The sequence below is a fragment of the Bacillus sp. LNXM65 genome (assembly GCF_002998575.1).
Classification (GTDB): Bacteria; Bacillota; Bacilli; order Bacillales; family Bacillaceae; genus Bacillus.
On record NZ_PVRB01000001.1, the window covers coordinates 303180 to 325673 of the forward strand.

General features: G+C 38.1%; 23 protein-coding genes. 1 reads left to right on the forward strand and 22 read right to left on the reverse strand.

Annotated features, from left to right (window positions below):
- Positions 1-4: 4 nt before the first annotated feature.
- From rbfA to C6Y03_RS01530, 13 genes are all read right to left on the reverse strand, one after another.
- Entirely contained in the window at positions 5-355 is a 351-nt protein-coding gene (rbfA, locus tag C6Y03_RS01470) for a 30S ribosome-binding factor RbfA (RefSeq protein ID WP_007499525.1), read from the reverse strand.
- Positions 356-372: 17 nt separating this feature from the next.
- Positions 373-651 (reverse strand): DUF503 domain-containing protein, encoded by a 279-nt coding sequence (locus tag C6Y03_RS01475; protein WP_012009994.1) that lies wholly within the window; start codon positions 649-651, stop codon positions 373-375.
- On the reverse strand, positions 648-2768 hold the full coding sequence (gene infB / locus C6Y03_RS01480) for a translation initiation factor IF-2 (protein WP_106038734.1): 2121 nt from the start codon (positions 2766-2768) through the stop codon (positions 648-650). The genes C6Y03_RS01475 and infB overlap by 4 nt, the downstream gene beginning before the upstream one ends.
- A 19-nt stretch (positions 2769-2787) precedes the next feature.
- Complete coding sequence (locus tag C6Y03_RS01485; protein WP_034662287.1) at positions 2788-3090, reverse strand: YlxQ family RNA-binding protein; 303 nt, start codon at positions 3088-3090, stop codon at positions 2788-2790.
- A complete protein-coding gene (gene rnpM, locus C6Y03_RS01490) occupies positions 3077-3367 on the reverse strand; it encodes an RNase P modulator RnpM (protein ID WP_034662290.1) in 291 nt (96 codons plus the stop codon). The genes C6Y03_RS01485 and rnpM overlap by 14 nt, the downstream gene beginning before the upstream one ends.
- A gap of 15 nt (positions 3368-3382) precedes the next feature.
- On the reverse strand, positions 3383-4498 hold the full coding sequence (gene nusA, locus C6Y03_RS01495; RefSeq protein WP_007499530.1) for a transcription termination factor NusA: 1116 nt from the start codon (positions 4496-4498) through the stop codon (positions 3383-3385).
- Positions 4499-4530: 32 nt separating this feature from the next.
- Complete coding sequence (gene rimP, locus C6Y03_RS01500) at positions 4531-5004, reverse strand: ribosome maturation factor RimP (protein ID WP_003211398.1); 474 nt, start codon at positions 5002-5004, stop codon at positions 4531-4533.
- A gap of 656 nt (positions 5005-5660) precedes the next feature.
- On the reverse strand, positions 5661-6467 hold the full coding sequence (locus tag C6Y03_RS01505) for a class I SAM-dependent methyltransferase (protein ID WP_189318233.1): 807 nt from the start codon (positions 6465-6467) through the stop codon (positions 5661-5663).
- Positions 6468-6492: 25 nt separating this feature from the next.
- Positions 6493-7167 (reverse strand): CPBP family intramembrane glutamic endopeptidase, encoded by a 675-nt coding sequence (locus C6Y03_RS01510; RefSeq protein WP_106030860.1) that lies wholly within the window; start codon positions 7165-7167, stop codon positions 6493-6495.
- Between the two features lie 4 nt (positions 7168-7171).
- The gene (locus tag C6Y03_RS01515; protein ID WP_106038735.1) at positions 7172-7981 is read right to left on the reverse strand and encodes a SagB/ThcOx family dehydrogenase; all 810 of its coding nucleotides are present in this window, start codon (positions 7979-7981) and stop codon (positions 7172-7174) included.
- 24 nt (positions 7982-8005) lie between these two features.
- Positions 8006-9352, reverse strand: a complete 1347-nt coding sequence (locus C6Y03_RS01520; protein ID WP_106038736.1) for a YcaO-like family protein — start codon at positions 9350-9352, stop codon at positions 8006-8008.
- A gap of 2 nt (positions 9353-9354) precedes the next feature.
- On the reverse strand, positions 9355-10335 hold the full coding sequence (locus C6Y03_RS01525; protein ID WP_106038737.1) for a TOMM precursor leader peptide-binding protein: 981 nt from the start codon (positions 10333-10335) through the stop codon (positions 9355-9357).
- A 24-nt stretch (positions 10336-10359) separates the two neighbouring features.
- Entirely contained in the window at positions 10360-11058 is a 699-nt protein-coding gene (locus C6Y03_RS01530; RefSeq protein ID WP_106038738.1) for a Rossmann-fold NAD(P)-binding domain-containing protein, read from the reverse strand.
- A 418-nt stretch (positions 11059-11476) separates the two neighbouring features.
- Between C6Y03_RS01530 and C6Y03_RS01535 the strand changes: the two genes are divergently transcribed.
- Positions 11477-11602 carry a plantazolicin family TOMM peptide gene (locus tag C6Y03_RS01535; RefSeq protein ID WP_003212531.1) on the forward strand — a complete coding sequence of 42 codons (126 nt, stop codon included), beginning with the start codon at positions 11477-11479 and terminating at the stop codon, positions 11600-11602.
- A gap of 316 nt (positions 11603-11918) precedes the next feature.
- On the opposite strand, the gene C6Y03_RS01540 is transcribed toward C6Y03_RS01535, so the two are convergent.
- The 9 genes from C6Y03_RS01540 to C6Y03_RS01580 form a co-directional block, all read right to left on the reverse strand.
- Positions 11919-12638, reverse strand: coding sequence for a pentapeptide repeat-containing protein (locus tag C6Y03_RS01540; protein WP_106030855.1), 720 nt, complete (start codon positions 12636-12638; stop codon positions 11919-11921).
- Between the two features lie 144 nt (positions 12639-12782).
- Positions 12783-13529: an ABC transporter permease gene (locus tag C6Y03_RS01545; protein WP_003212220.1), complete on the reverse strand. Its 747-nt coding sequence runs from the start codon at positions 13527-13529 to the stop codon at positions 12783-12785.
- 262 nt (positions 13530-13791) lie between these two features.
- Complete coding sequence (locus tag C6Y03_RS01550) at positions 13792-14685, reverse strand: ABC transporter ATP-binding protein (RefSeq protein WP_106030854.1); 894 nt, start codon at positions 14683-14685, stop codon at positions 13792-13794.
- A 21-nt stretch (positions 14686-14706) separates the two neighbouring features.
- Entirely contained in the window at positions 14707-15000 is a 294-nt protein-coding gene (locus C6Y03_RS01555) for a winged helix-turn-helix domain-containing protein (protein WP_106030853.1), read from the reverse strand.
- Complete coding sequence (locus C6Y03_RS01560) at positions 14993-15586, reverse strand: hypothetical protein (RefSeq protein WP_106030852.1); 594 nt, start codon at positions 15584-15586, stop codon at positions 14993-14995. Before C6Y03_RS01560 ends, C6Y03_RS01555 begins: the two co-directional genes overlap by 8 nt.
- A gap of 233 nt (positions 15587-15819) precedes the next feature.
- The gene (locus C6Y03_RS01565) at positions 15820-16950 is read right to left on the reverse strand and encodes a glycoside hydrolase 5 family protein (protein ID WP_106038739.1); all 1131 of its coding nucleotides are present in this window, start codon (positions 16948-16950) and stop codon (positions 15820-15822) included.
- 18 nt (positions 16951-16968) lie between these two features.
- Positions 16969-18198 (reverse strand): endo-1,4-beta-xylanase, encoded by a 1230-nt coding sequence (locus tag C6Y03_RS01570; RefSeq protein WP_106038740.1) that lies wholly within the window; start codon positions 18196-18198, stop codon positions 16969-16971.
- 84 nt (positions 18199-18282) lie between these two features.
- Positions 18283-20388 (reverse strand): glycoside hydrolase family 48 protein, encoded by a 2106-nt coding sequence (locus C6Y03_RS01575; protein ID WP_106030850.1) that lies wholly within the window; start codon positions 20386-20388, stop codon positions 18283-18285.
- A 30-nt stretch (positions 20389-20418) separates the two neighbouring features.
- Positions 20419-22269, reverse strand: a complete 1851-nt coding sequence (locus C6Y03_RS01580; RefSeq protein WP_066030899.1) for a glycoside hydrolase family 9 protein — start codon at positions 22267-22269, stop codon at positions 20419-20421.
- Between the last annotated feature and the right edge of the window lie 225 nt (positions 22270-22494).

A 22494-nucleotide genomic window follows, 5' to 3' on the forward strand; every position in this document is an offset into this window, starting at 1 on the left:
CGTCTTATTCATGATCTTTTGTGTTTAGTTCAGCAATCAGGCTTTCAATTCGATTTCCATAATCTACGGATTCATCGAATTCAAAGTGCAGTTCTGGTGTTTTGCGAAGTCTAATTCGATTGCCAATTTCAGAGCGGATATACCCTTTAGCCTTTGCAAGGCCTTTTAAGGTTTCCTCTCTTTTTTTCTCGTCACCGAGAACAGAAATGTAAACTTTCGCAATTTGCAAATCACCGGATACTTCAACATCGGTTACAGTCAAAAAGCCAATTCTTGGATCTTTTAGCTTTCTGCCTAGGATGTCACCTAATTCTTTTTTCATCTGCTCACCCACGCGGGTTGCTCTCATACTCATGATCTTATCACCTCTAATTAAAACCACTCAGTTTTCGTGATCGTTCGTTCAATTTCAGGAAAAGAATCAATAAAGCTTAAAACACGCTGCAATTCCTTTTCCACTTGAACCCGAGAGGAGGAAATCACGGCGATTCCAATTGATGTACGCTGCCATGTGTCCTGGTAATCCATTTCAGCCATGGTTACATTGAATTTATGGCGCGTTCTTGTCAATATACGCTGAAGAACCGCACGTTTTTCCTTCAGTGAGGAGGCATCATAGATGATGCACTCACATTCGGTATAACCGATCATTTTCTTTCGATTTCTTGCATAACGAATGATTCCATGACATCACCTTCACGGATATCATTGTACTTCTTAATGGTAATACCACATTCATAGCCTTGTGAAACTTCTTTCACGTCATCTTTGAATCGTTTTAATACGTCGACTTCGCCTTCAAATATAACAACGCCGTCACGGATTAAGCGGATACCACTATCTCTTGTAATGGTTCCTTCAGTGACATAGCCACCAGCAATTGTACCGATTTTAGAAACTTTGAACGTTTGACGAACTTCAACTTGACCGATGACTTTTTCTTCATATTCAGGGTCAAGCATCCCTTTCATCGCAGCTTCAATTTCATCGATGACTTTATAAATAATGCGGTGTAAGCGGATATCTACGTTTTCTGTTTCAGCTGTGCTCTTCGCATTTCCATCAGGACGTACGTTAAATCCGATCACGATCGCATTAGAAGCACTTGCTAATATAATATCAGATTCTGTAATCGCTCCAACACCCGTATGGATGATTTTCACTTTTACGCCTTCTACTTCAATTTTTTGAAGAGCGGCCGTCAGTGCTTCAGCAGAACCTTGTACGTCTGCTTTCACGATCAAGTTGATATCTTTCACTTCACCTTGTTTGATTTGCTCAAATAGGTCATCTAGAGATAATTTTGCTTTGTCTGAACGCTGTTCATCAAGCTGTTTCGAAGCACGCGCCTCACCCACTTGACGAGCTGTTTTTTCGTCTTTGAATACGAGGAACTGATCCCCTGCATTCGGTACATCATTTAAACCAGTGATTTCAACAGGTGTAGATGGTCCTGCTGTTTTCACGCGGCGTCCGATGTCATTAACCATTGCACGAACGCGGCCAAATGTATTTCCGACAACGATTGGGTCACCTACATGAAGTGTACCAGTTTGAACAAGAAGGGTTGCAACAGATCCTCTTCCTTTATCAAGCTCAGCCTCGATGACAGTCCCTTTTGCCGCACGACTTGGGTTGGCTTTCAGTTCTCCTACTTCGCTGACAAGAAGGATCATTTCGATCAATTCGTCAATGCCTTCACCTGTTTTTGCAGATAGAGGAACGAAGATCGTTTCGCCGCCCCAAGCTTCTGGTACTAAACCATGCTCAGTTAATTCCTGCATCACACGGTCAGGGTTCGCTGTTGGTTTGTCAATTTTGTTGACAGCGACAATGATTGGCACTTCTGCCGCTTTCGCATGGTTAATGGCTTCAATCGTTTGCGGCATCACGCCATCATCTGCTGCAACGACCAGAATTGTCGTATCTGTTACCTCAGCACCACGTGCACGCATCGTTGTAAATGCTGCGTGTCCAGGTGTATCAAGGAACGTGATTTTCTTGCCGTTTTCTTCAATTTGGTAAGCACCGATATGCTGCGTGATTCCACCAGCTTCGCCTTCGACGACTTTCGTCTTACGAATGCTGTCAAGAAGCGTTGTTTTCCCGTGGTCAACGTGTCCCATGATCGTCACAACTGGAGGGCGTACTTGCATATCTTCTTCTTTATCTTCAACTTCATACTTTTCAAGTTCAGTTTCTTCTAAAATAATGACTTCCTCTACTGGAACGCCATATTCAGAAGCGATTAATTCAACTGTATCTTTATCCAGCTCTTGGTTAATGGTTGCCATAACACCAAGCATCATCAGCTTTTTGATAATTTCAGCTGTTTCTTTTCCAAGCTCTTCAGCCAACTGGCCGACTGTCATTGAATTTGTAAATTCAATTTTTTCAGGAAGCTCTTTCTTAGGCTTCACAGGTCTAGCTTGCTGATGCTGCGGTTTGTTATTCCCACCGCGTTTATTTTTGTTTTTGTTTTGGTTGTTGTTTTTTTTGTTTTTATTAAATTGATTATTCTGCACGTCATTCTTCTTTCTATCATTGTTTTTGTTAGATGATTGTTTTTTTTGTTCTGCGGGTTTCTCGTTAGCTGTCTCTTTTGCTTTGGCTTTTTTGTAGATAGCGTCTAGCTTTTTCACAGTGTCGTCTTCAAGCGTCGCCATGTGGTTGTTCACTTCCACGTTCATATTCTTAAGCGCTGCTATAATATCTTTACTTGAAACATCTATGGCTTTTGCGTATTCATATACTCTCACTTTAGCCATTCGTTCACCCCCAAATAAATTAATCGAGCAAGCTTATCAGCTTCTTAGCGAAGCCTTGGTCAGTGACAGCGACAACTACGCGAGCTTCTTTCCCAATAGAACGTCCGAGAACGGAGCGGTCTTCAACTTTTCTAACCGGAACATTATAAAATTTGCATTTGTCAGATACCTTTTTCTCTGTGTTCGATGAGGCATCTGCTGCAAGAAGAACCAGCTTAGCACGCGCATGTCTAATTTCTTTGATCACAAGATCTTCTCCTGACACGACTTTACGAGCTCGATTTGCTAGACCAAGCAAAGGATACCATTCAGATTGAGTCATTTGGTTTTTTCACCTTTTCAGCTAGTTCTAGTAATTCTTCAAATATGTGTTCGTCAATCTGTGTCTGAAATTGCTGCTGTAAACTGCGTTTGTTCTTTGCCGCAAGAATGGTTTCTTTATCGAGAGAAAGGTAAGCTCCGCGTCCGTTCATTTTTCCGGTTGCGTCAACAGAGACTTCACCTTCTTTAGAACGAACAACACGGATCAGTTCTTTCTTTGGTTTCATTTCTCCCGTCACGACACATTTTCTAAGCGGGATTTTTTTTCGGCTATTCACCTTTTACATCACCTCTTATTCGTCAGATTCCTCAGCTACTGGTTCAGCCTCTAAGAAAAGAGATTCAGAGTCTTCAGTTCTTGGGAAAATACCGAGTTCCCTTGCATCTGTTTCGCTTTTAATGTCAATTTTCCAGCTAGTCAGCTTTGCTGCAAGACGAGCATTTTGACCTCTTTTACCAATGGCTAACGACAGCTGATAATCAGGGACAATCACTGTTGTCGCCTTATCTTCTTCATTTACAATGACATCAAGTACTTTTGATGGACTTAATGCATTGGCAACAAATTCAACCGGGTCATTAGACCAATGGACAATGTCAATTTTTTCGCCTTTTAGCTCGTTGACAATTGCTTGTACACGCTGACCTTTTGGTCCAACACAAGAACCAACTGGGTCAACATCAGGATCATCTGTACGAACAGATATTTTAGAACGGTCCCCAGCTTCTCTAGCAACCGATTTAAGCTCTACAGTACCATCATAAATTTCTGGCACTTCAATTTCAAATAAACGCTTTAAAAGACCTGGATGTGTTCTAGACACATAAATTTGTGGTCCTTTTGTTGTTTTTTCGACTTTTGTAATAAACACCTTAATGCGGTCATGTGGTTTGTAGTCCTCATTTGGCATTTGTTCGTTGACCGGAAGAAGGGCTTCGATTTTGCCAAGTGACACGTAAATGAATTTACTGTCAATTCGCTGAACGATTCCCGTCATAATGTCTTCCTCGCGATCGATAAACTCAGTGTAGATCACACCTCGCTCTGCTTCTCTCACTCGCTGCGTCACCACTTGTTTCGCTGTCTGAGCTGCAATGCGTCCGAAGTCTTTTGGTGTGACTTCAATCTCAACGACGTCACCTACCATGTAATTCGGGTTGATATTGGCTGCATCATCTACAGAGATTTCAAGGCGAGAATCATACACTTCATCTACAACATCTTTTCTTGCAAATACACGAATCGTTCCCGTTTCGCGGTTTAAATCAACACGAACATTTTGTGCTTGATTAAAGTTACGCTTATATGCAGAAATGAGTGCAGCTTCTATCGCTTCAATAATAATTTCTTTACTAATACCCTTCTCTTTCTCAAGAACAGTCAGGGCATCTAACAACTCACTACTCATTTTTATGGTTCCCCCTTATATCAATGAAAAGGTTAATTGAACGAAACTGCTAATCTTGCGTTAGCTATTTTTTCGTATGGAATATTGATCTCTTTCTTTCTTGTCTTGATCTTCACTGTCACTGTTGCAATCTCACCATCAAAGCTTGTAAGCTCACCTTCAAATGCTTTTTCACCATCAATTGGTTCATATGTTTTCATGAAAACATTTTTTCCAAGTGCTTTTTCAAAATCAGCTTTTTTCTTTAATGGGCGCTCCGCTCCAGGAGAGGACACTTCAAGAAAGTAGTTTTGGCTAATCGGATCTGCCTCATCAAGCTTTTCGCTCAAGGCTTCGCTCACTTTGGCACATTCTTCGATATCGACGCCTTTATCAGAGTCAATAAACACGCGAAGGAACCAGTTTTGACCCTCTTTGACAAATTCAACATCAACGAGTTCAAGCTGTAAGCCATCTAAAATTGGCTGCACCATTTCGCTTACGACATCCACTACTTTTTTGCTCATTCTCTTCCTCCTTGTGCTTTCGATAAACGCTCTTATCAATCATTCTGCATAAAAACCCTGCTTTATGTGAGCAGGGGGAGCAGAAAACGGATGAATAATGTCGAGACAAAAATTGCCTGTTCAATACAAAAGAGCGGGTTTCCCCACTCTTGTCTCGGTAATCGTTAGCATTTCCATAAAAACTATACCATATCCAATTTTTTTATGCAAATGAAGTTCCTCCTTATAACAGGTACTCGTCAACCGTTTACTTTAGTACCTCTCTCTTCCTTTATATATAAACGAAAAGCCAATATGAACAGAACGGGCTGATGATAATCGCAGCTGTATACTATGAGAGAAGAACAGAACTCCCTAGAAAGATGATCCCCATCTATACTAAGTCATTTCTATGTCGAAAAAGCATTTTGTATTAAACAGAATGGTTAATACTTAATATAGAAGAAAAGAGTGTAAACGTTAAAGAAATAAGCAGTCTTCCATTTTAATCCCTTTGCCTTTGCTCCCTCACTTCAAAGAAAACCCTTCTAACTTGTTTCTAGCGAATAAAAAATTGAGAAAAAATTCACATCGAACTCCTTGGAGAGTAGTCGGAATACTGTACTGATAACCTTTCAATTACACATAAAGAAAGGACCATGTTTATATGGAGTTATTTAGCCAGAATTTTTAATAAGCCATGCATGTAATAGTACAGGTGCTTTCTGTGTTGAACTGCTATATTCATCTGGAACCTGTCTTAACGTTTGTTGTAAATTTTCATTTCCTATTAACGATAAAAATTCCATACTAAATGGGCTAAATCCTCCAATTATAGAAGTACCAATCTTATACATCATATCTTTTCTCGGTTTGGTAATATAGGTGAGTAACTGTTCAAACTCAGATAATGTCAACGAGGCATGATATTGATCATATAAATACAGTTCTTCTTCTTTGCTCTGAACTGAACTCAATCCACTTTCTATACTATCTCGATTTAAATCAACAATATAAATAATAGATTCATTTGATAAATAAGGAAGTAACTGTTCTAATAATTCGATCGGATTTTCAAATAGCCCAAAACACAGATGTATTAAAATCACATCATAAGTTTTAGCATGTGATGAAAATTTTTTTATATCTGTACAAATAAAATCGGCTTTTATATTTAATTTATTTGCACAATGTATGGCTTCTTCAGATGAATCAATCCCAGTCAAATCAGCTAGAGGTAATTGCTTAGATATATACTCAAGCATCTGACCTTGTCCACATCCTATATCTAAAATAGAGACAGGTGTTTTTTTGAATGTTAGTTGATAATAAGAAATGAAAGTTTCAGCTGATAGAAATCGAGTAAATGGTGTTTCTCTATTATCATAATTTGAACTTATTTTTCTTTTATCTGGATCCAAAAACCATGACTGAGCCAGAGCTCTTTTTACTTCAAGCTCTTTGATCTTTTCTTGTATTATCACAGGGTTTACCACCTTTATAAAAGCCTCACCAGTCAGTTTCAGATAATACGGGAGGTTTCGTTTTGAATTCCTTTACTTTGAGAGGGTGAAAAAAATGAATGAATAGATTATGAGAAACATGAAATGCTATTGCTGCTAAAATCCCAAATGCAAAGTATGAAATAACTGTAATTAATGTAAAAAGCGACATATAAGCAGTTGACTTAGCACTGCCTAATGGTATATGTAGCAATACAAATCCTATTGAACTTATACAGATTGATACCGCAACAGATTCCCAAAAATTTGTTAGTAATAAAACCGGAAGGACGAACCTCCAAATCAATTCTTCTGATAAAGCCGTTAAAGGAAGAAAAACGATTGAATCAACATTGACAACATATCTACCTTTAAATACAATCACTTTGTTTTTTACTTTCCATAGCACTGATGGTAAAAGTACTCCTAACAAAAAGAAAAATAAAATGCCAAATACATTTTTACTATTCGAGAATTCAACAAAGAGTTCTTGAGAAAATGCTCCACAGCATATAGAAGCTCCGACAATGGTGAGTCCATCATAGCTCCTCTGAGGTGTGATATATGTTGTTAGCCTTCGATCGGGTGTTGATTTAGCTCTCATGATTTTAACAACCATTTTAGAGCTTAAGGGACCCAAAAAGTGAATGAGGATCCCTAAAGCTGCTATCATTGAAATCATTTATTTAAGTACCCGCAATCAATGTATAAATTGGGGCATCATCTACCCCATTAAATCCACCGATCAATTCCATCAACTCATCATCGATAAACCCTCCGAACGGTCGACTATTAATCTTCTCTGCAGTAGATAGCATGATCATATTTTGCATGACATGTCCTGCCTCCATAAAAACAAAGCGATAAGAACGATGTCCATACTTAAATCGAGAACGCCAAAAATTAGCTGAAATGACTACAGCAAATGCAAAATCTTGAACTGATTCTTCTTGTAACATTATTTTCTCAAATTCTTTTTCGGAGTAATCACCCATTTTAGTCAATCCTCTTCTATACGGATCGAAATGATAAACACCTTTGTCTAAAGTATCCACTTTGTTGGCTACAATAAATAGATCTAGAGGATAGAGCGCACCCCCAGATGGTATAGGACGTCTAGGCCCTTCTTTGCGCTCTACCAATCCATAACTCTTCTGTAAAACTGTTGAGAGTTGTTCTAATGAAACACTCCCGCCGCTAAAATAATCTGCACTTCTTCGTCCCTTAATGACATCGTCTAAAGATATATTTGTATTTAATGGTTTAGGTAGTGAAATTAAAGGTAGATCATCAAATCTTTTACTTGCATGTGTTGCAATCTTTTGCAAAGTTTGAGATCGTAGCAGCCCTGCAACACCAGGTGCGTCCCATGCCATTGAACCTCTATAGATTTTTGTTGCCTCAAACCAATTTTCAGAAGGATCATCAAACCGTAATGCTTCGTTTCCATACACAACATCAGCCAAATTAGTAGCATGTCTTTCAATACTATTCATATATTTAATCACCTTTCTACGAAATTAAGGAAATGGATGCGGTATTGGATTCAGTTCTTCTAACTTAAAAGGTTTATCTACTAAACCTAAATGATAAGAATGTTTTAAAATTCGTTCTCCACCCAACATTCTACCTCTATATAGAACGTCAATTGGTTTATATCCAGGAACAATTGATTTTACGACATAGGCACCAGCATCTTTTATATCAGGACTGGTTAAATCAAAAGTTGCTACATGATATCCTTGTTTTGATAAATGACTGACGAGATTAGTCCATAAGATGTCTGGAGAACCATCATCAAACGGTGTATAATCTTTAACGTCCACTAATTTCTCACTCGCAGTTAAAAAATCAGCTTCTTTCACAATAGCTGTTCCCGCATAGAGTTTAATATGATCTTCAAAACTATTTATATCACGATGATAATCTACATCTACTAGCGCATTCCCTAATCGTTGTTCTGTTTTTACCCAAGTTCTTGTATACATTCCCTCTATTGCAGCTTTCTCACATGCTCTTTCAATTGAATGAGCAGAGGCAGCGCCAATAGCAAATGGAGCTAAATCTGTATGAGGATTTCTTATCACTGCCAAAATAGTAGGTACACCAGAAAAAACGGTCATGTCTACTAAATGCAAATCAAGAGATGTAGGTTTAATATATCGTTCATAGAAATGTTTTAATCTAGGTGAAGTATTAATATCGATCTGCGGTAAACTTAACTTATTGTACCAAGTAAGCATAAATGCATCTCTTTCAATTGTTTCAAATAAACCTGAGATTGCCGCTTCTTGATATGTAATACCACAAGCTAGTCCATTACTAGTTGCATGACCAATATTTGGGTCTCCTGGCCACTCAGTATAGTTTGCAATATGAATTAATTGAGCAGGCGTCCAAACTTCTTCATTATTTTCAGCAATATGACCTTTTCTCCACCATAATTTTGTATCTTCATTCCATACATTATGAGGAAAATTCGGATCTTCATATTGAGTGACAGCATACATTTCCCACTTATCAAAGCCAATTACTGATTTGCCTTCATTGATTAAGTCCTTTTGTGTTCCAAAACATACAACATCAGAGTTTAAAGGTAAATAAGCTGCACTATATCTTTCTACCGTTTCACCTATAGCTGCTAATCTGGCTGCTGCTGGATTAGCAGATCCTCCCCCATTATAAGAATTAGATGGTACTCCAAATAAAATATTGCTGTCTGTACCATGCGCTCCATATGAATGACCCCATATATCATCAACGTCTCTGAGTTTTCTATACTCTCTACGGACTATCCCAACATAAGGATCCGCCAATTGGTCAAGTATCTTCCATGACTCTTCTAATGTTGTCCATTTATTAACCATAATTAATTATTCACCTCACCATGAAACCAAACTTGAGGAAAACCGGTATCTGCAGCTGGAGAACACTTAGGGCATCTTGGTACTCTATAAACACGATGATTATGAACAGATACTCCCTTATCATCTAAATTAATTGTTGTAAATCCACCTGGTGTTGCACTTGGTGCGTAATCTTTTAAAGTGAGCCATTCTAGAATTAAATTAATTGCAATCCCGATTTGAACTAAATTAATCGGCATATGATAAACCGGTTTCTTTTCAGGATTTACAGGTTTAATTTTCATTAAGTCTGAACGCAATACTTCGTCAGAAAAGTTTGCTGATTTTCGAAGGTTATAGCAATGTAAACAAGCTGATTGATGTGGTATAAAAAATGGACCTACCCAAGATGTCTGTCCGTCATATGGCACAATGCTTAACCAAGGTATATGGTCTTCTAATGCTAGATCATTTATTTCTTCAAAAATTGGATCTAGATGAGAATTACCAATAGCCACTCTCACATCTGGTTGCTTGGTTAATTCTCCTTTAAGTGCTACATTGAGCCCTGCCTCTTGCAAATGACGAATGAATTCTACAGCAACTGGGTTATAATCCTGCGTAATCACTTCAACAATCCCTGTTTTTAAACGATCAAGTATATCTTCAACCAATACTTGGCTACCGGCTCTTTCATAAGACAAAAGCGCAGTCAAATCAAAGTTCATATCAGTCTTAACACATATTCCATTCACAACTAAAAATTCGAGGACATGTTTTAATTGATCACTCTCAATTTCAAAATTCTCCTCTAGCTCTTTAATTGAAACCCCATTATCTTTCGTGAGATAATTAAAAATCTCTTGAATAAATTCAATAATTCCTTCACCTTCAATTTTGGTGACAGTTTGCGCTTTTAAACCAATCAAACTGCCTTCTAAACTACCTAGCGTAACGTGTGGTGCTAATTTATATCTCGTGCTTTCTTGTTCTTTGACAAACATACATTATTCCTCCTTTAAGAATAACTAATTTGTATTTTTAGATAATTGTGCACTTGTTGGGGGGTGACCAATTATTTGTTCTAGCGTTTTCGTAAATGGCTTTAAATGTTTTGAAGAAGAATATTCCTGAAACCCGACTAACCATTCTAATACGTCTAAAGGCATATTATTCTGGGATAAAATTGTTATAACCTCTTCTTTACTTTTACAATATAATTCAATTTTCATGTCTAAATCCTCTTCAAAGATATCCTTCAGCCTACTCATACTTACTAACTCTGGTCCTGTTAAATCATAAGCTTTTCCAGCACGCTTTCTAACATCTTTTTTAGGGATCAAACATGCCTTTACAACATCTCTTGTATTGATCCAATTAACTCCCTCGGGAGAAAATGCAGTTATTAATTTTCCAGTAGCACCTGCCCATCCTCTATAAAGTTCTATATTGATATCAAGCGGTGAAGTCCTATAAAGCATACTATTCTGATAAATTTCCAATAATTCACTTTCAAGAGAACCTAGTTCATCCTCGACATTATGCCTTCTATTAGATAAAATAATTGTTTCCGTTTGAAAATCAGTATTATTTATAAAGTATTCTTTGTCATAACTTACAGCTCCGCCCAAATCAATTATTTGAACAGGGTAGTCGTCATAATCAACTCTCATCTTCTCTAAATAGACTTTTATTGGTTCTCTAATACCGACATAATGAATACTCATAAACAGCACTTCCCTCTTTTCTCTTTCTTGACTCTCAGTTAAATAAAATGGTTAAACTTTTAACAAAAATAGTAATCTTCTTTTTGAGTTCTTCATAACATAGTTAACCTCGACTTTTTTCATACATTTATTAACTTAATATCTAAATACCCAAAACGTTTGATCCAAATTAACATCACCTCTCAATTAAAAAACAACATCGAGACCATATAATGACTTTAAATACATAAAATTTTAATTATAGTATTATTTTCCATGGTCATATTAAACCACACTTTTCTGGTGTTATCAATGTACTTTTCAGAAAATATAAAACTTTCACACTTAATTATTGACAAATAAAGACTTATGAACCATCATATGTAATATATCAACTACATAATCTATGTTGATAAATTTTATTTAAGGAGGTTTAAAGATGACTAAAATTACAATTCCAACTGCTTTGTCTGCTAAGGTACATGGGGAAGGTCAACATTTATTCGAACCAATGGCTGCGCGTTGCACTTGCACAACAATCATCTCAAGTTCTTCAACTTTCTAATCAACTTTAGGTTTTTTCGCAATATATGATTGAAAAGATCTCCCACACACTTAGCGAAGCAGACTTAGCTAGGTGTGTGGGCATCTTTTATTTGAAAAAAAATTTCCCATACTTATTCTCCTTAACGAAAACCTTGCATTTAACTCGCATTTGTAAAGCTTCATCTTATAATTAAACTAATACTTGTACTTCAATTTAAATTCTCTATATGACTGTTTCTCTTACGTATATTTGAATGTTTAACCCAAAGGCACACTAATGGATAGTGGATAAAACAAAAAAAGGCTATTGAGATTTTTCTCAACAGCCTACTACATTAACTATCGATTACTTTCACACTGCTTAAATCAGCCCCTTCTCCTTCTAAGATATGATAAGTCATTTTATCCATTGTCACTCCAATAAAATTTAATTTTTTAAACGTACATGATTTGAAATTAACATTTATTAATTTAGAATTCTCAAAAGAGATGTTTTTAAAATAACAATTTTCAAATGAAACATTTATTAAAGATGATTCATCAATACGAACATTGGGTAAATGACAGCCATATAAAGATGAATTCGTTATCTCACAATGTTCAAAATGAGATTGAGTCAAATCACTCTTTTCAAAAGTTGATGTGGAAATTTTAGAATTGCTAACATTCATTTTTCTTAGATAACACCCATTAAATTCTGAATGGTTCATCACTTTTTGTACGATCGATAGCCCTTTAAAATCGCACAACTTATACTTAACATTTATAAAAGTCAGCCAATCTAAATCAGCATTAACAAATATTTTTTTCACATGCTCTACTCGGTTATGATCATCAATAACTAATGTATTGACATCAATGCTTATTTCACCTGATTTCAGCTTTTCAATAAGCATATCCTGAACTTCTTCATCTTTTGTTCCAGCATTTTTCAGTTTTAATTTAACATTTCCAAGCATCTCTAATAATTCTTTTTTCTTTTCTTCATATGTTTTGTCTTTTTTATATGGCCGAAAACAACTTTCAACATATAATTTTAACTTTTCACTTAACATTGCCCCACTCCTTTTATAAAAAGACGGCTTACAAGTATTGATTTTTCGGTCAACGTTCTAGAAATTAGACTACTTGAAGTTTAGATAAATCATTAAAATTTAAGTTAGTTTATGTGCATAACATTCAGTTGAAATTTTTATAGCCTAGCCCCTGGCTCTCTTTATATATTTTTTATAGCCAACCAACGAAAGAATAAATCCTAACAGTGTATAACCTATAAGGACTACTGTTACTAAGATCAAATTCTCCCCCCCGGGTAGTGTTGATACTGATTGCACTAACCCTTGATGTGCCCAATACTGCGGGAAGAGCATACCAATTATTTTTAAATAACTAGGTAATTGATCAAATGGAGTCCATAAACCACAAGCAACCGCTGTCCCTAAAGCAATCATGTTCGTCATCACTAAGCCTGTATTCTCAGTTTTAGCAAATGCGGCGATGGCTACTCCCCATGAAGTGACTTGCATTGATAATAGGACAACTACTAAGAAATACGAGCTGTATTGTGTTATTTCAATACCATATAAGTAAACACCCAAAATGGTTAACAACAAAACTTGAAATAAAATGATGACAAAAAACGGAACGCACTTTCCAAGAAAAAAATTATGCGGCTGTAAGGGAGTACTTGCCAGCCTTGCCACAATTCCTTTCTCTCGATCTTTTACAAAGCTAATTACAATTGAAATAATAACAAATGTGGAAAAAAACACGCTCATTCCTGTAACCGATTGAGAAGCAACTAATGTTTTTTGTGCTTGTGAACTACCTGATGTAAATAATTCTATTAAAAGAATAATTGAAGCAACTGGCAACAAAATGGTCCAGAACAACAAAGATCGATCTTTCACCTGTTTTATAGATTCGATGCGGACTAATGGCCACATAAAAATCACTCCCGTTATATTAATTTAATTCAAATTCTTATATCACTTTTAAAATAATCACATTTTTTAATTATTTTACCATTTATGGATGTGTTTAATTATAATTAGTCAAATAATCTTAACTAACCTACTTATTATTTTAAATAGAAGGTTCACACAAGGTAATTCTGTTCGTTTGATTTATGCCTCTTCACTATGTCAGTCACTCTTATAAGTTATATGAATTGAAATATGAGAGTGGTTTTCATTCATAAAGACATTTTTATTGGAATTGATCACGCAAATCCGTTCCTGTTAATTGAAAAAATACATCTTCAAGTCTTGGTCTGTACAAAGATAATTGTTCGGGTACCAATGATTCTTTTTTACTCAGTTTAGCCAAACCTTCTAAAGTTTCTAATGGTTTTGTTGTTTTAACTAACACACCGCCTTGATAAGTTACAAAATCATACCCGAGACTAGTTAATGTTTTATTAGGAATCATAGATTCAAAAAAGACAGATGTTTCTGCATAACGATTCAAAAGTTCACCTATTTTTCCTTCTTCAATAATTTTTCCTTTATCAATGAAAGCCACATAATCACATAAACTCTCTATTTCCTCCATATAATGACTAACATAGATAATAGTTCTTCCCTCTTCCTTCAATTTGTTGATTATGTCAAAAATATAACGTCTTGATTGAGGATCTACCCCCACTGTCGGTTCATCTAAAAGAATTAACTCAGGGGCGTGCATGAGAGCGCAGCCAATATTCAAACGGCGTTTCATTCCTCCTGAAAAATTTTCAACTATATCATTTGCTCTTTCCCACAATCCTACATCTTTTAGTGTTTTTTCTACTCTTTCATCTAATGTTTTCCCTTTTAAACCATAAATCTGTCCAAAAAACTCCATATTTACTTTAGCTGTTAATTTTTCCTCTAAGCTGATGTCTTGCGGGATGTAGCCAAGCGCACTTTTAGACTCACCAACATGCTCAACTTTTCCTTCATAAGATTTAATTATATGAGATATAATTTTCATCAAGGTTGATTTACCAGAGCCGTTTGGACCTATTAATCCATAACAAACTCCTTCTGGAATCGTTAATGTAATACTTCTTAATGCTTGGGAAGTTCCATATTTTTTACTGACGTTCTCTATTTTCAACATTCGGCATTCTTTCCTTTCATCTCATTTATTTTTTAAAATGGCTTCAATAACTCTCAAATATTCTTTGTAAGCGTGCTCTCCTAAATCTGTTATACTAACTATTGTTTTTGGTTTTTTATCCACAAAGGTCTTTTTAATTAGCACATAGCCCGCTTCTTCTAATTTTTTTAAATGCGAGCCCAAATTCCCGTCTGTTACAGATAAAGAACCTTTTAAGAAGGTAAAATCACATGTTTCATAAATCATTAATAAACTCATAATCCCTAACCGGACTTTTGGATGGATTAAATCATTTAAACTATTGACATTACTCATTTCCTTGTCCTTTTCTTTTTAAAATCACACCAGTTAATAACAAACTTCCTCCACCAATAAAAGCAAAGATAATGTTCATTAAACTAGGAAATAATAAAAATGTAGTTACACCTAAAACACTTAACCAGAACCCCATAATAAAAATCTCTTTAGCTAGAACAATACCTAAAAGTAAATACATTATGGATACCAATAAAACAATATAAAAAGGTAAATTATCTACTGTATATGGTAATAAACCAACACATATTAAAAAAATAAAGATACCTAAAATGATTCCAAGACCAAGCCATGTGTATTGCAATTGAGTTCTTAAAAACAAGGGCATTGGTATCATTTTCCTTTGTTTAAAATATGTAGTTAAAGTGATAACCCAGCCCACAATACCTAAAACAAGCCAAAAGACACCTATAGTTATTGAATTAGCAAAAAGTAAAGGTATTGAATATCCCATTATCCAAATAAGGCCCCAAATGATAAAATAAATACTTGTTTGTTTACAATACTCTGTTTTATAGTTTGTAATCGTCTTGATATGAGATAAATTCTCTAATATTTCTGAATTATTCGATTTTTCATTCGGCATAAATAAACTCCTCTTCCACAAAGAACTCTGTACTACAGAGTATAGAGTTAAATTTCCATTTAGTCAAGTTAATGGAAATGTTTTTTTACAAATTAAGATAAAAAAATAACCACCTCCTTTTTTTAGGGGGAACGAAATCTCATAAATACCTTCTGTCTCTTGATCCTTTCTGAAAACTTGGTTTAAGCAATATAAACAGCAAATGAAGTTCCTTATTCAGCAGGCATTCGCCATCAGTTCTTTTCGTTCATTCTTTTCGCATGTTCACTGATAAGTGCTGCCTCCCTGCTCCCCTTTATGATGCGGAAACCGTCATAATCCCGATAGAGCGAATCATCGTCCTGAATACTTGTTAAAATCCAAAATTGACTGCCAGCTCCTCCGAGCCGCTCAACCGCTGACAGCCAGCTTTGATATACGTCAGGACGCGCTGATTGATTTTGAACGCCAAACTCTTCTAACACAACTGGTTTTCCGATTGACTTCCCGCGGGTGATATGGTCTTCGATCCATTTCACTCCCCAAGCAGCTGACTTGTTCCAGTGATCTGGGTACAGATGATAGGTTCCATAATCGATATTAGAGAGAGCCGTCAAACGATCCCAATCAACGCCTTCTCCGCCTCCATAAAACCAGTCTTCATGTCCTGGTATGCGAAAGAACCCTTCATCTCCTACTGCAACAAGATGGTGACGATCCAGCGATTTGATCCACGTACTCATTTCATCTGCCCATTTGACTAGTATATTTCCCGTTGGATCTGACTGCACACGCGGCTCATTAGCTAATTCCCAAGTCATAATAGCTGGATCGTCCTTATATTGAACACCTGTGTACGTATTGGTTCTTTCTAATACATAGCGCACATAATTTTTGTAAGCTTTTTGTATACGAGGATCTGTATAAAAGGCATCATGCGCTCCTGCCTCGAACCACTTTACGTATTGATTCATCCCGCCAAAATCATCCCAATTGTTCACTAGTGGGATGACAAGTTTTATTCCTTCCTGTCCCGCTTTATAAATCGCATAATCTAGTTTTTGAAAACCCGATTCTTCATAGACCCCTGGACTAGATTGTAAGACTGAGTTTTCTTGAGGGGCCCCATCGTGAAATCCCCAAATACGTATGACCTTTAAATTCATTGCTTTCATATCATCGAACACAGCATCTACCATCTTTTTAGATTTGTAATGGAAATAGTAATTATTTGTGCCAGCGAAGTAAAATGGTTGATTGTTCAGCGTAAATTGTGTACCAGACGTCTGTACATAAGAGGCGGCCTTAATTGTAAGTGAAAACCACCCGGCCCATATAGCGGCCACAAGTATGAAGCAAGACACTCTTTGAGTCCATTTCTTCATTTAAATTCCCCTCACAATCTAGCCTTCTTCAGGTACGATCACATCTAGCCGAAGCGGTGCTTGTTCATTTGAATCAAGTTCAATTGTCTGTTGTTTTAACAGTTTACTTTCTTTACCGATTCGAATCTCATATGTCCCGTGAAATGCTCGACATGTCACATTGCCATTAGCATCTGTTTTTTCAACTCTTTGTGTCGTCCACTCATTTAGAAGCTTTTCGTAACGTCGGCCTGCTTCATTTAAAGACCAATCATAATTCACGATGGCCGCATGCTCACCTCTCCAATGGGCACCTGCCCAAAATCCCCACATTAGCACTCCTTTTACGGCTGGATGACTAAATGCGACGCGATATAAAGCCTCTAGGTTATCCGCTCTTCTATTAGCGTCAGGGTGAACAGAATCGTACTCTGTAACCCATATAGGAAGACCAAGCTCAGCAAGCACATCGAGCCTCTCTTTTACAACGACTGGATCGACCCGTTCTTCAAAATGTCCTTGAACACCTATCGCCTCAATAGGTGCGCCTAACTGACGCAGTTCATTGATATGCGCTTTATAAGCGTGGTGCTCACCATATGAGATCACATTATAATCATTCACAAACAATAGTGCTTGAGGGTCAATTTTTTTCGTTTCTTCATACATCCACTTCCAAATATTTTTCCCGAAGCGATCTTTAAAAAATGAACCATGCATCATTTCATTGTTTACATCCCAATGACGGAATCTCCCTTTAAAATGATTACCCGCATGCTCAAGCCGGTTTTTCATGGCTTCATACACTTCGTGATTCGGTAGTGACCTCAGCCAGCTTGGATTCGCATCCTCTACCTCCCAAAATAAAGCGTGCCCTCTCACTGGAAGTTGATGTTTATCTGCAAAATTCAGCATCGCATCTGCTTTTTCGTAAGTGATTTTCCCTCTTTCAGGCTCATTCGCATACCATTTTGCCTCATTTTCAAAAACAGCCCAATTAAAATACTTCACAAAAAAATCGGCATATTGTTGATTAAACAACACTTGGTCATTCATCGCTGAACCAAATGCGAATTCATGCCTATTTTGCTTAATCTCAACCTCTATACCTGCTATTGGCTTTTTTTCGTGATTTGTGACATTTATTTCAAGATCTCTTTGTCTATGCTCTGAAATTCGATCATTCGCCTCTTTTTTCCACATCAGATTTATCTGCCCATTTTCGCCCTTGTTTAATGATTGATGAAGAAAACTTCTTTCTTTGACCATGTAAAAACACCCTTATCTTCACTGGATTTATATTTCCTAATCAAACTGCCGGCTCAAAGAAACCGGCAGCTTAAATTTGACCTGCTAGTTGATGAGACGATGATATTCAGCGTAGGCAGTGGCCATATCCACTTGAGACCAGAAACGGTGATAGGTGAAAACCGGTGCCCCATTCTCCCATTTGCCTGTTGCTTCATTAAATGAAGACTGATATTTACTCTCGAGTGAAGACCATGCTGGATCTTGTTTAATGTTCGGACGAAGATCAGCAAAACTCGTATAGACCCCATTACCTCCTCGCTGCGGATCAGAAGGAATAGTGCTGGCTCCAGGAATCTGATTCCCTTGACCAAATGTCCCGTTCCAACCATTTGGGAAATACACTTCTTTTTTAAAGAAGCGGTCATAGTCCTCTCTTTCTTCTTCTGTTACAATGCCCACGCCATCATTGTAATTCCACGCAACCTCAAGGAGCTGTGCGGCAGCATCTTTCGCTCTGACACCAAGCGCTGTATAATCCCCTGTTTCTAGCTTAGTGGCAGCAGCAAAGAAAGTTAAAGCCTTGACTAGACTCCCTAGTACGCCCGTATCCTGAGTTGGATCTTTTGTTACAGCTGTTAAGTTTGGATTTCCTGTTGCAGACTGGAACCCATTCCAAGTGTCAGGCTGTCCGCTCCAAGCAATATTTCCAGGAAGCCAAAACTCGCCAGGTGCACTCGTTGTAGCAACAGCAGCATTTGTTCCTCCTAGAATTCTTTGTCCTTGGTCATCTAAGAAATAACCCTCTTCATCCGACACAGGACGGCTGCCGATAAAAATGTAATCTAATGCATAGTTGACCCATTTTGTGATGCAAGATTTGGCCATTTGGACATTTTCAGATGTTTTGTCTCCATCTTTCACAAAAATGTAATAAAGCTCTGCTACGCGCTCCATCGGCCATGCCTGCATCCCAAACCAGTTATTAGAAGGCGGGTCAAGATAAACAGGTGCATCCTCATATGCCATATCGTAAAAAGTACTTCTTCCCGCCGGATAAGCACTATAGTCTCCATTCCAGCTATTGGTTGCACCTCCTGCAATCGCTCCCTCTTTAGATTGAAGCCATACATAAAATTCAAGCTGCCTTTTTAATGTTTTTTCCCAATCGCTTGCACCAGTAGCGGAAGATGGCTTTAAGCCTCCTTTGTCTGAGGATAAAGCATAAGCGGCGACAGGGTTTTGATACCCTTGGTGACAATGGCTAGCTCCAATACGCCATGACCAGTTGGCATGGTCGCCAAGTCCTCCGCCCCAAGAGGTATACCACGCCATTAAGTAATGACAGGCACCCTTTCCGTTTCCAGGGTACGGATTCCCCTGTTTGCCGCTTCCAATCGTTTGAAAATATTTATCGTACATACCGTAACGAAGAAAATCCCCCATTTTTTTCGCTTTATCAAGATAGGCTGACTCATTATAGCCGAGTTCCTTCGCCCAATACATCACTTGTATTGCACGCGCATCAGCATCCGTCGCATTGGTATAGCGCCACTGAGCAGCTGGTGCTTGATTTTCTTTTGTGAACAAGCTCATAAAGCCTTCATTCGGCTTTCCAAAAGATTTATCATCTTGTGAAGGATGAGGGATGGCCTCCCATACGGATTCCTGCGGCCCGCGCTGGAACGTGTTCACATATGCAGCTTTATGTGATGGGTTGAGCAAGTTTCCATATTTATACCAGTTATCGACATCAAGCAGCCAGTGCATTAAATACGTTTCATTCGTTCCATAGGTTGATTTCAATTCACCATCAATCGGATCTTGACCCGCAGGACGAGCACCGCTTAACTGGCTAGGGTATTGATCCGGGTATGGTTTTTCTGCTGCGTATGTGGCTGGGCTAGAAGGATTGTAGGCGCTCATATGCGGCTGCTCATCATTTCCATCTTCATTTACTGGGATGATGTACTTCTCCATATTGTCCCAGGCTGCCTCTAATTTGCTCCAATCCCCTGTGTAATGTCCGTACAACACCTCAAGCCACAGCCAATAGCTATACGCTTCTGAAGTTGTCATATGCCCGTAATCAGGCGCTTCGCAAATGAGCGTCTCGATTGAATGATACGGAATTCCTTCTGATGAAAAATATCCATTCGCATCACTTTTAATTTGATGATAAAGCGTTAAAAACCGTTCTTTGTTTGACAAGTTCTTCACCCTTTCAATACATCTTGATTTTTATTTGTCTGGAAGTGCACCAAATACCAAAGCACCATCATCAAAAACAGGAATCCTCGCTGTTTTTTGCATATTGGAAGTTAAGCCTTGAAAGGAATAATCATTTGAGGCATCCCATATATTCGCCCCATTTGGTGCAGATAATCGAAATTGTATTTCCTTCTTATGCTCTGATTCTCCTCCAGGAAAAATCGCTACGCCCGTAAAATCAATTTCTGCATAATATACGTGGGCTGATGCGTCATATACCTTCAGCGGAGATAAGGAAGCGCCTTCATTGTAGGCTGCTGTCACTTGAATATCTTTTTCAGTGAATCCCTTTGCAAAGACCTCACTCAGATTGACATAATATCTAAAGGACAGCGTTTGACTGCTTCTTGCCGGCCAGCCGGACCGATTGTATAGAACCGCCTTCACCTGAGTTGATGTTGTATCGTTATTCATCAGAGCTGCCTCTACAAAAAACTCATCCTGAGCCTGTTCTTTAGGCGGGAAATTTGGCAGCTTAGATTGCCCCTTTCCAAACAGCTGCACCATTTTGGCTATATTTCCAGTAAAGGCGGCATTATAGTCCGTCGCCACCTCGTTTGATACATAATCGGAGATGTCATCGTCATATTGATCCTGTGCATTAGGCCCGCCAACAAGCGCTCCATAAAGAGTGTGCCGATGATACGGAGGATTTGTCAGCTGGTTAGACCATGAGCCATGTGCAGTTCGATGGTGTGGATGCTTCGGCGGGTTCTGGCCAAACCCAACGACATAGCTTCTATTGAGCGGATTATCACCAAGCATATAGTGAGTTTGATTGACCGCAAACGTTTGATATCGATTCTTTTTTTCTTCATCTGAAACCCAATCAGCATAGACAAAGGCTAAAAATGCTGCATTTGCTGTATAACGAAGCGATCCCCATTGATCTAGCCATGCCAAACCGCCAGGCGTATAAGTGATTCTTTCGACTTTTCCATTTTGAACAAGACCTGTGGTCCAGTAATCGAGGTTACGCTCTGTCGATTCTATAAATCTATTCTCCTTCGTGATTCTTGCGAGTAAGATTTGTGAAGCGAAGAAAGTATTGTCCCATGACATGGTAAACGTATAATCCCAATCCTTTTGCCATTCTTCTACTGCTTTTAGTGCTTGATTTAAATAGGTCTCTTCATTTGTTGCCAAGTACAGCCAGATTCCGCCCCAAATGAGTTCGTCAATATAGCCGCTCCAGGAGTTGTAAAACGGCTGAGCGTTTGTGACACAATCTGTATACTCGCCGCGATACCTGTCAGCAAATGCATAAAGCTGTTTCGCGTGGGTCAGAAGCTTTGCTGCATAAGGGGCATCTGTCTCTTTAAAAATGATAGAACTCGCTGCTAAAGCTGCAGCAGTTTGTGCGGCTACTTCTGTTCCTGGACAATTTTCATCAATTTTAAAAGCTGGCCGGCTCATCGGCATCACTTCTGCCGGTCCCCACCAAGCATGATCAGCGTTCCCATCACCTACCTGCGCCCAAAACTCGTTCGGACCTGTATGTGCTTTCAAAAAATAATCCGTTGCCCACCTGATTTGATCGAGGATGTCATCAAGCAGTTCTGCCTCTTCATAGGCTTCTCGGTATTCATATACTGTCCATGCAAGCACAGCTGCTGAGTAGGCCATCGGAAGCCCAAATTTCACATGATCACCTGCGTCATACCAGCCGCCAGTTAAATCATGCCCTACATCCTTCCCGTCCTCTAGTCCAGAATCTCCCCGCCAGTTGAGACGGCTGCTTTCGGGAAGCTTTCCAGACCGCTGCGCTTCATAAAACAACAAGGATTTTTGAAGAACCTCTACATAGTTATAAGATGCCATTTCCGTATGACTCACTCCTTCTTTTTAGTCAAACATGAATAGACAAGCCACCTCCTTTTATTCAGAACGTGATTTGAACAGTTTTGAAAAGAATCAAATACGTTTCAAAAATAAGCATAGTAAACAGCAATCAGCTTTACGCTCATCGAAGGTTTTTTCTCTTGATTCTTTTTGTGACTGTACCCAGAATGATCATATGTCGCATGAGAACATTTCAGACGGCGA

Coding starts and splice junctions, on each gene's coding strand:
- C6Y03_RS01560 (WP_106030852.1), bottom strand. CDS start 15,586: ATGCCGAATGAAAAATCGAATAATTCAGAAATATTAGAGAATTTATCT.
- C6Y03_RS01570 (WP_106038740.1), bottom strand. CDS start 18,198: ATGGTCAAAGAAAGAAGTTTTCTTCATCAATCATTAAACAAGGGCGAA.
- C6Y03_RS01555 (WP_106030853.1), bottom strand. CDS start 15,000: ATGAGTAATGTCAATAGTTTAAATGATTTAATCCATCCAAAAGTCCGG.
- C6Y03_RS01515 (WP_106038735.1), bottom strand. CDS start 7,981: ATGAATAGTATTGAAAGACATGCTACTAATTTGGCTGATGTTGTGTAT.
- C6Y03_RS01565 (WP_106038739.1), bottom strand. CDS start 16,950: ATGAAGAAATGGACTCAAAGAGTGTCTTGCTTCATACTTGTGGCCGCT.
- rimP (WP_003211398.1), bottom strand. CDS start 5,004: ATGAGCAAAAAAGTAGTGGATGTCGTAAGCGAAATGGTGCAGCCAATT.
- C6Y03_RS01540 (WP_106030855.1), bottom strand. CDS start 12,638: ATGTTAAGTGAAAAGTTAAAATTATATGTTGAAAGTTGTTTTCGGCCA.
- C6Y03_RS01475 (WP_012009994.1), bottom strand. CDS start 651: ATGATCGGTTATACCGAATGTGAGTGCATCATCTATGATGCCTCCTCA.
- C6Y03_RS01520 (WP_106038736.1), bottom strand. CDS start 9,352: ATGGTTAATAAATGGACAACATTAGAAGAGTCATGGAAGATACTTGAC.
- infB (WP_106038734.1), bottom strand. CDS start 2,768: ATGGCTAAAGTGAGAGTATATGAATACGCAAAAGCCATAGATGTTTCA.
- C6Y03_RS01510 (WP_106030860.1), bottom strand. CDS start 7,167: ATGATTTCAATGATAGCAGCTTTAGGGATCCTCATTCACTTTTTGGGT.
- C6Y03_RS01580 (WP_066030899.1), bottom strand. CDS start 22,269: ATGGCATCTTATAACTATGTAGAGGTTCTTCAAAAATCCTTGTTGTTT.
- C6Y03_RS01535 (WP_003212531.1), top strand. CDS start 11,477: ATGACTAAAATTACAATTCCAACTGCTTTGTCTGCTAAGGTACATGGG.
- C6Y03_RS01485 (WP_034662287.1), bottom strand. CDS start 3,090: ATGACTCAATCTGAATGGTATCCTTTGCTTGGTCTAGCAAATCGAGCT.
- C6Y03_RS01530 (WP_106038738.1), bottom strand. CDS start 11,058: ATGAGTATTCATTATGTCGGTATTAGAGAACCAATAAAAGTCTATTTA.
- C6Y03_RS01525 (WP_106038737.1), bottom strand. CDS start 10,335: ATGTTTGTCAAAGAACAAGAAAGCACGAGATATAAATTAGCACCACAC.
- nusA (WP_007499530.1), bottom strand. CDS start 4,498: ATGAGTAGTGAGTTGTTAGATGCCCTGACTGTTCTTGAGAAAGAGAAG.
- rbfA (WP_007499525.1), bottom strand. CDS start 355: ATGAGTATGAGAGCAACCCGCGTGGGTGAGCAGATGAAAAAAGAATTA.
- C6Y03_RS01550 (WP_106030854.1), bottom strand. CDS start 14,685: ATGTTGAAAATAGAGAACGTCAGTAAAAAATATGGAACTTCCCAAGCA.
- C6Y03_RS01545 (WP_003212220.1), bottom strand. CDS start 13,529: ATGTGGCCATTAGTCCGCATCGAATCTATAAAACAGGTGAAAGATCGA.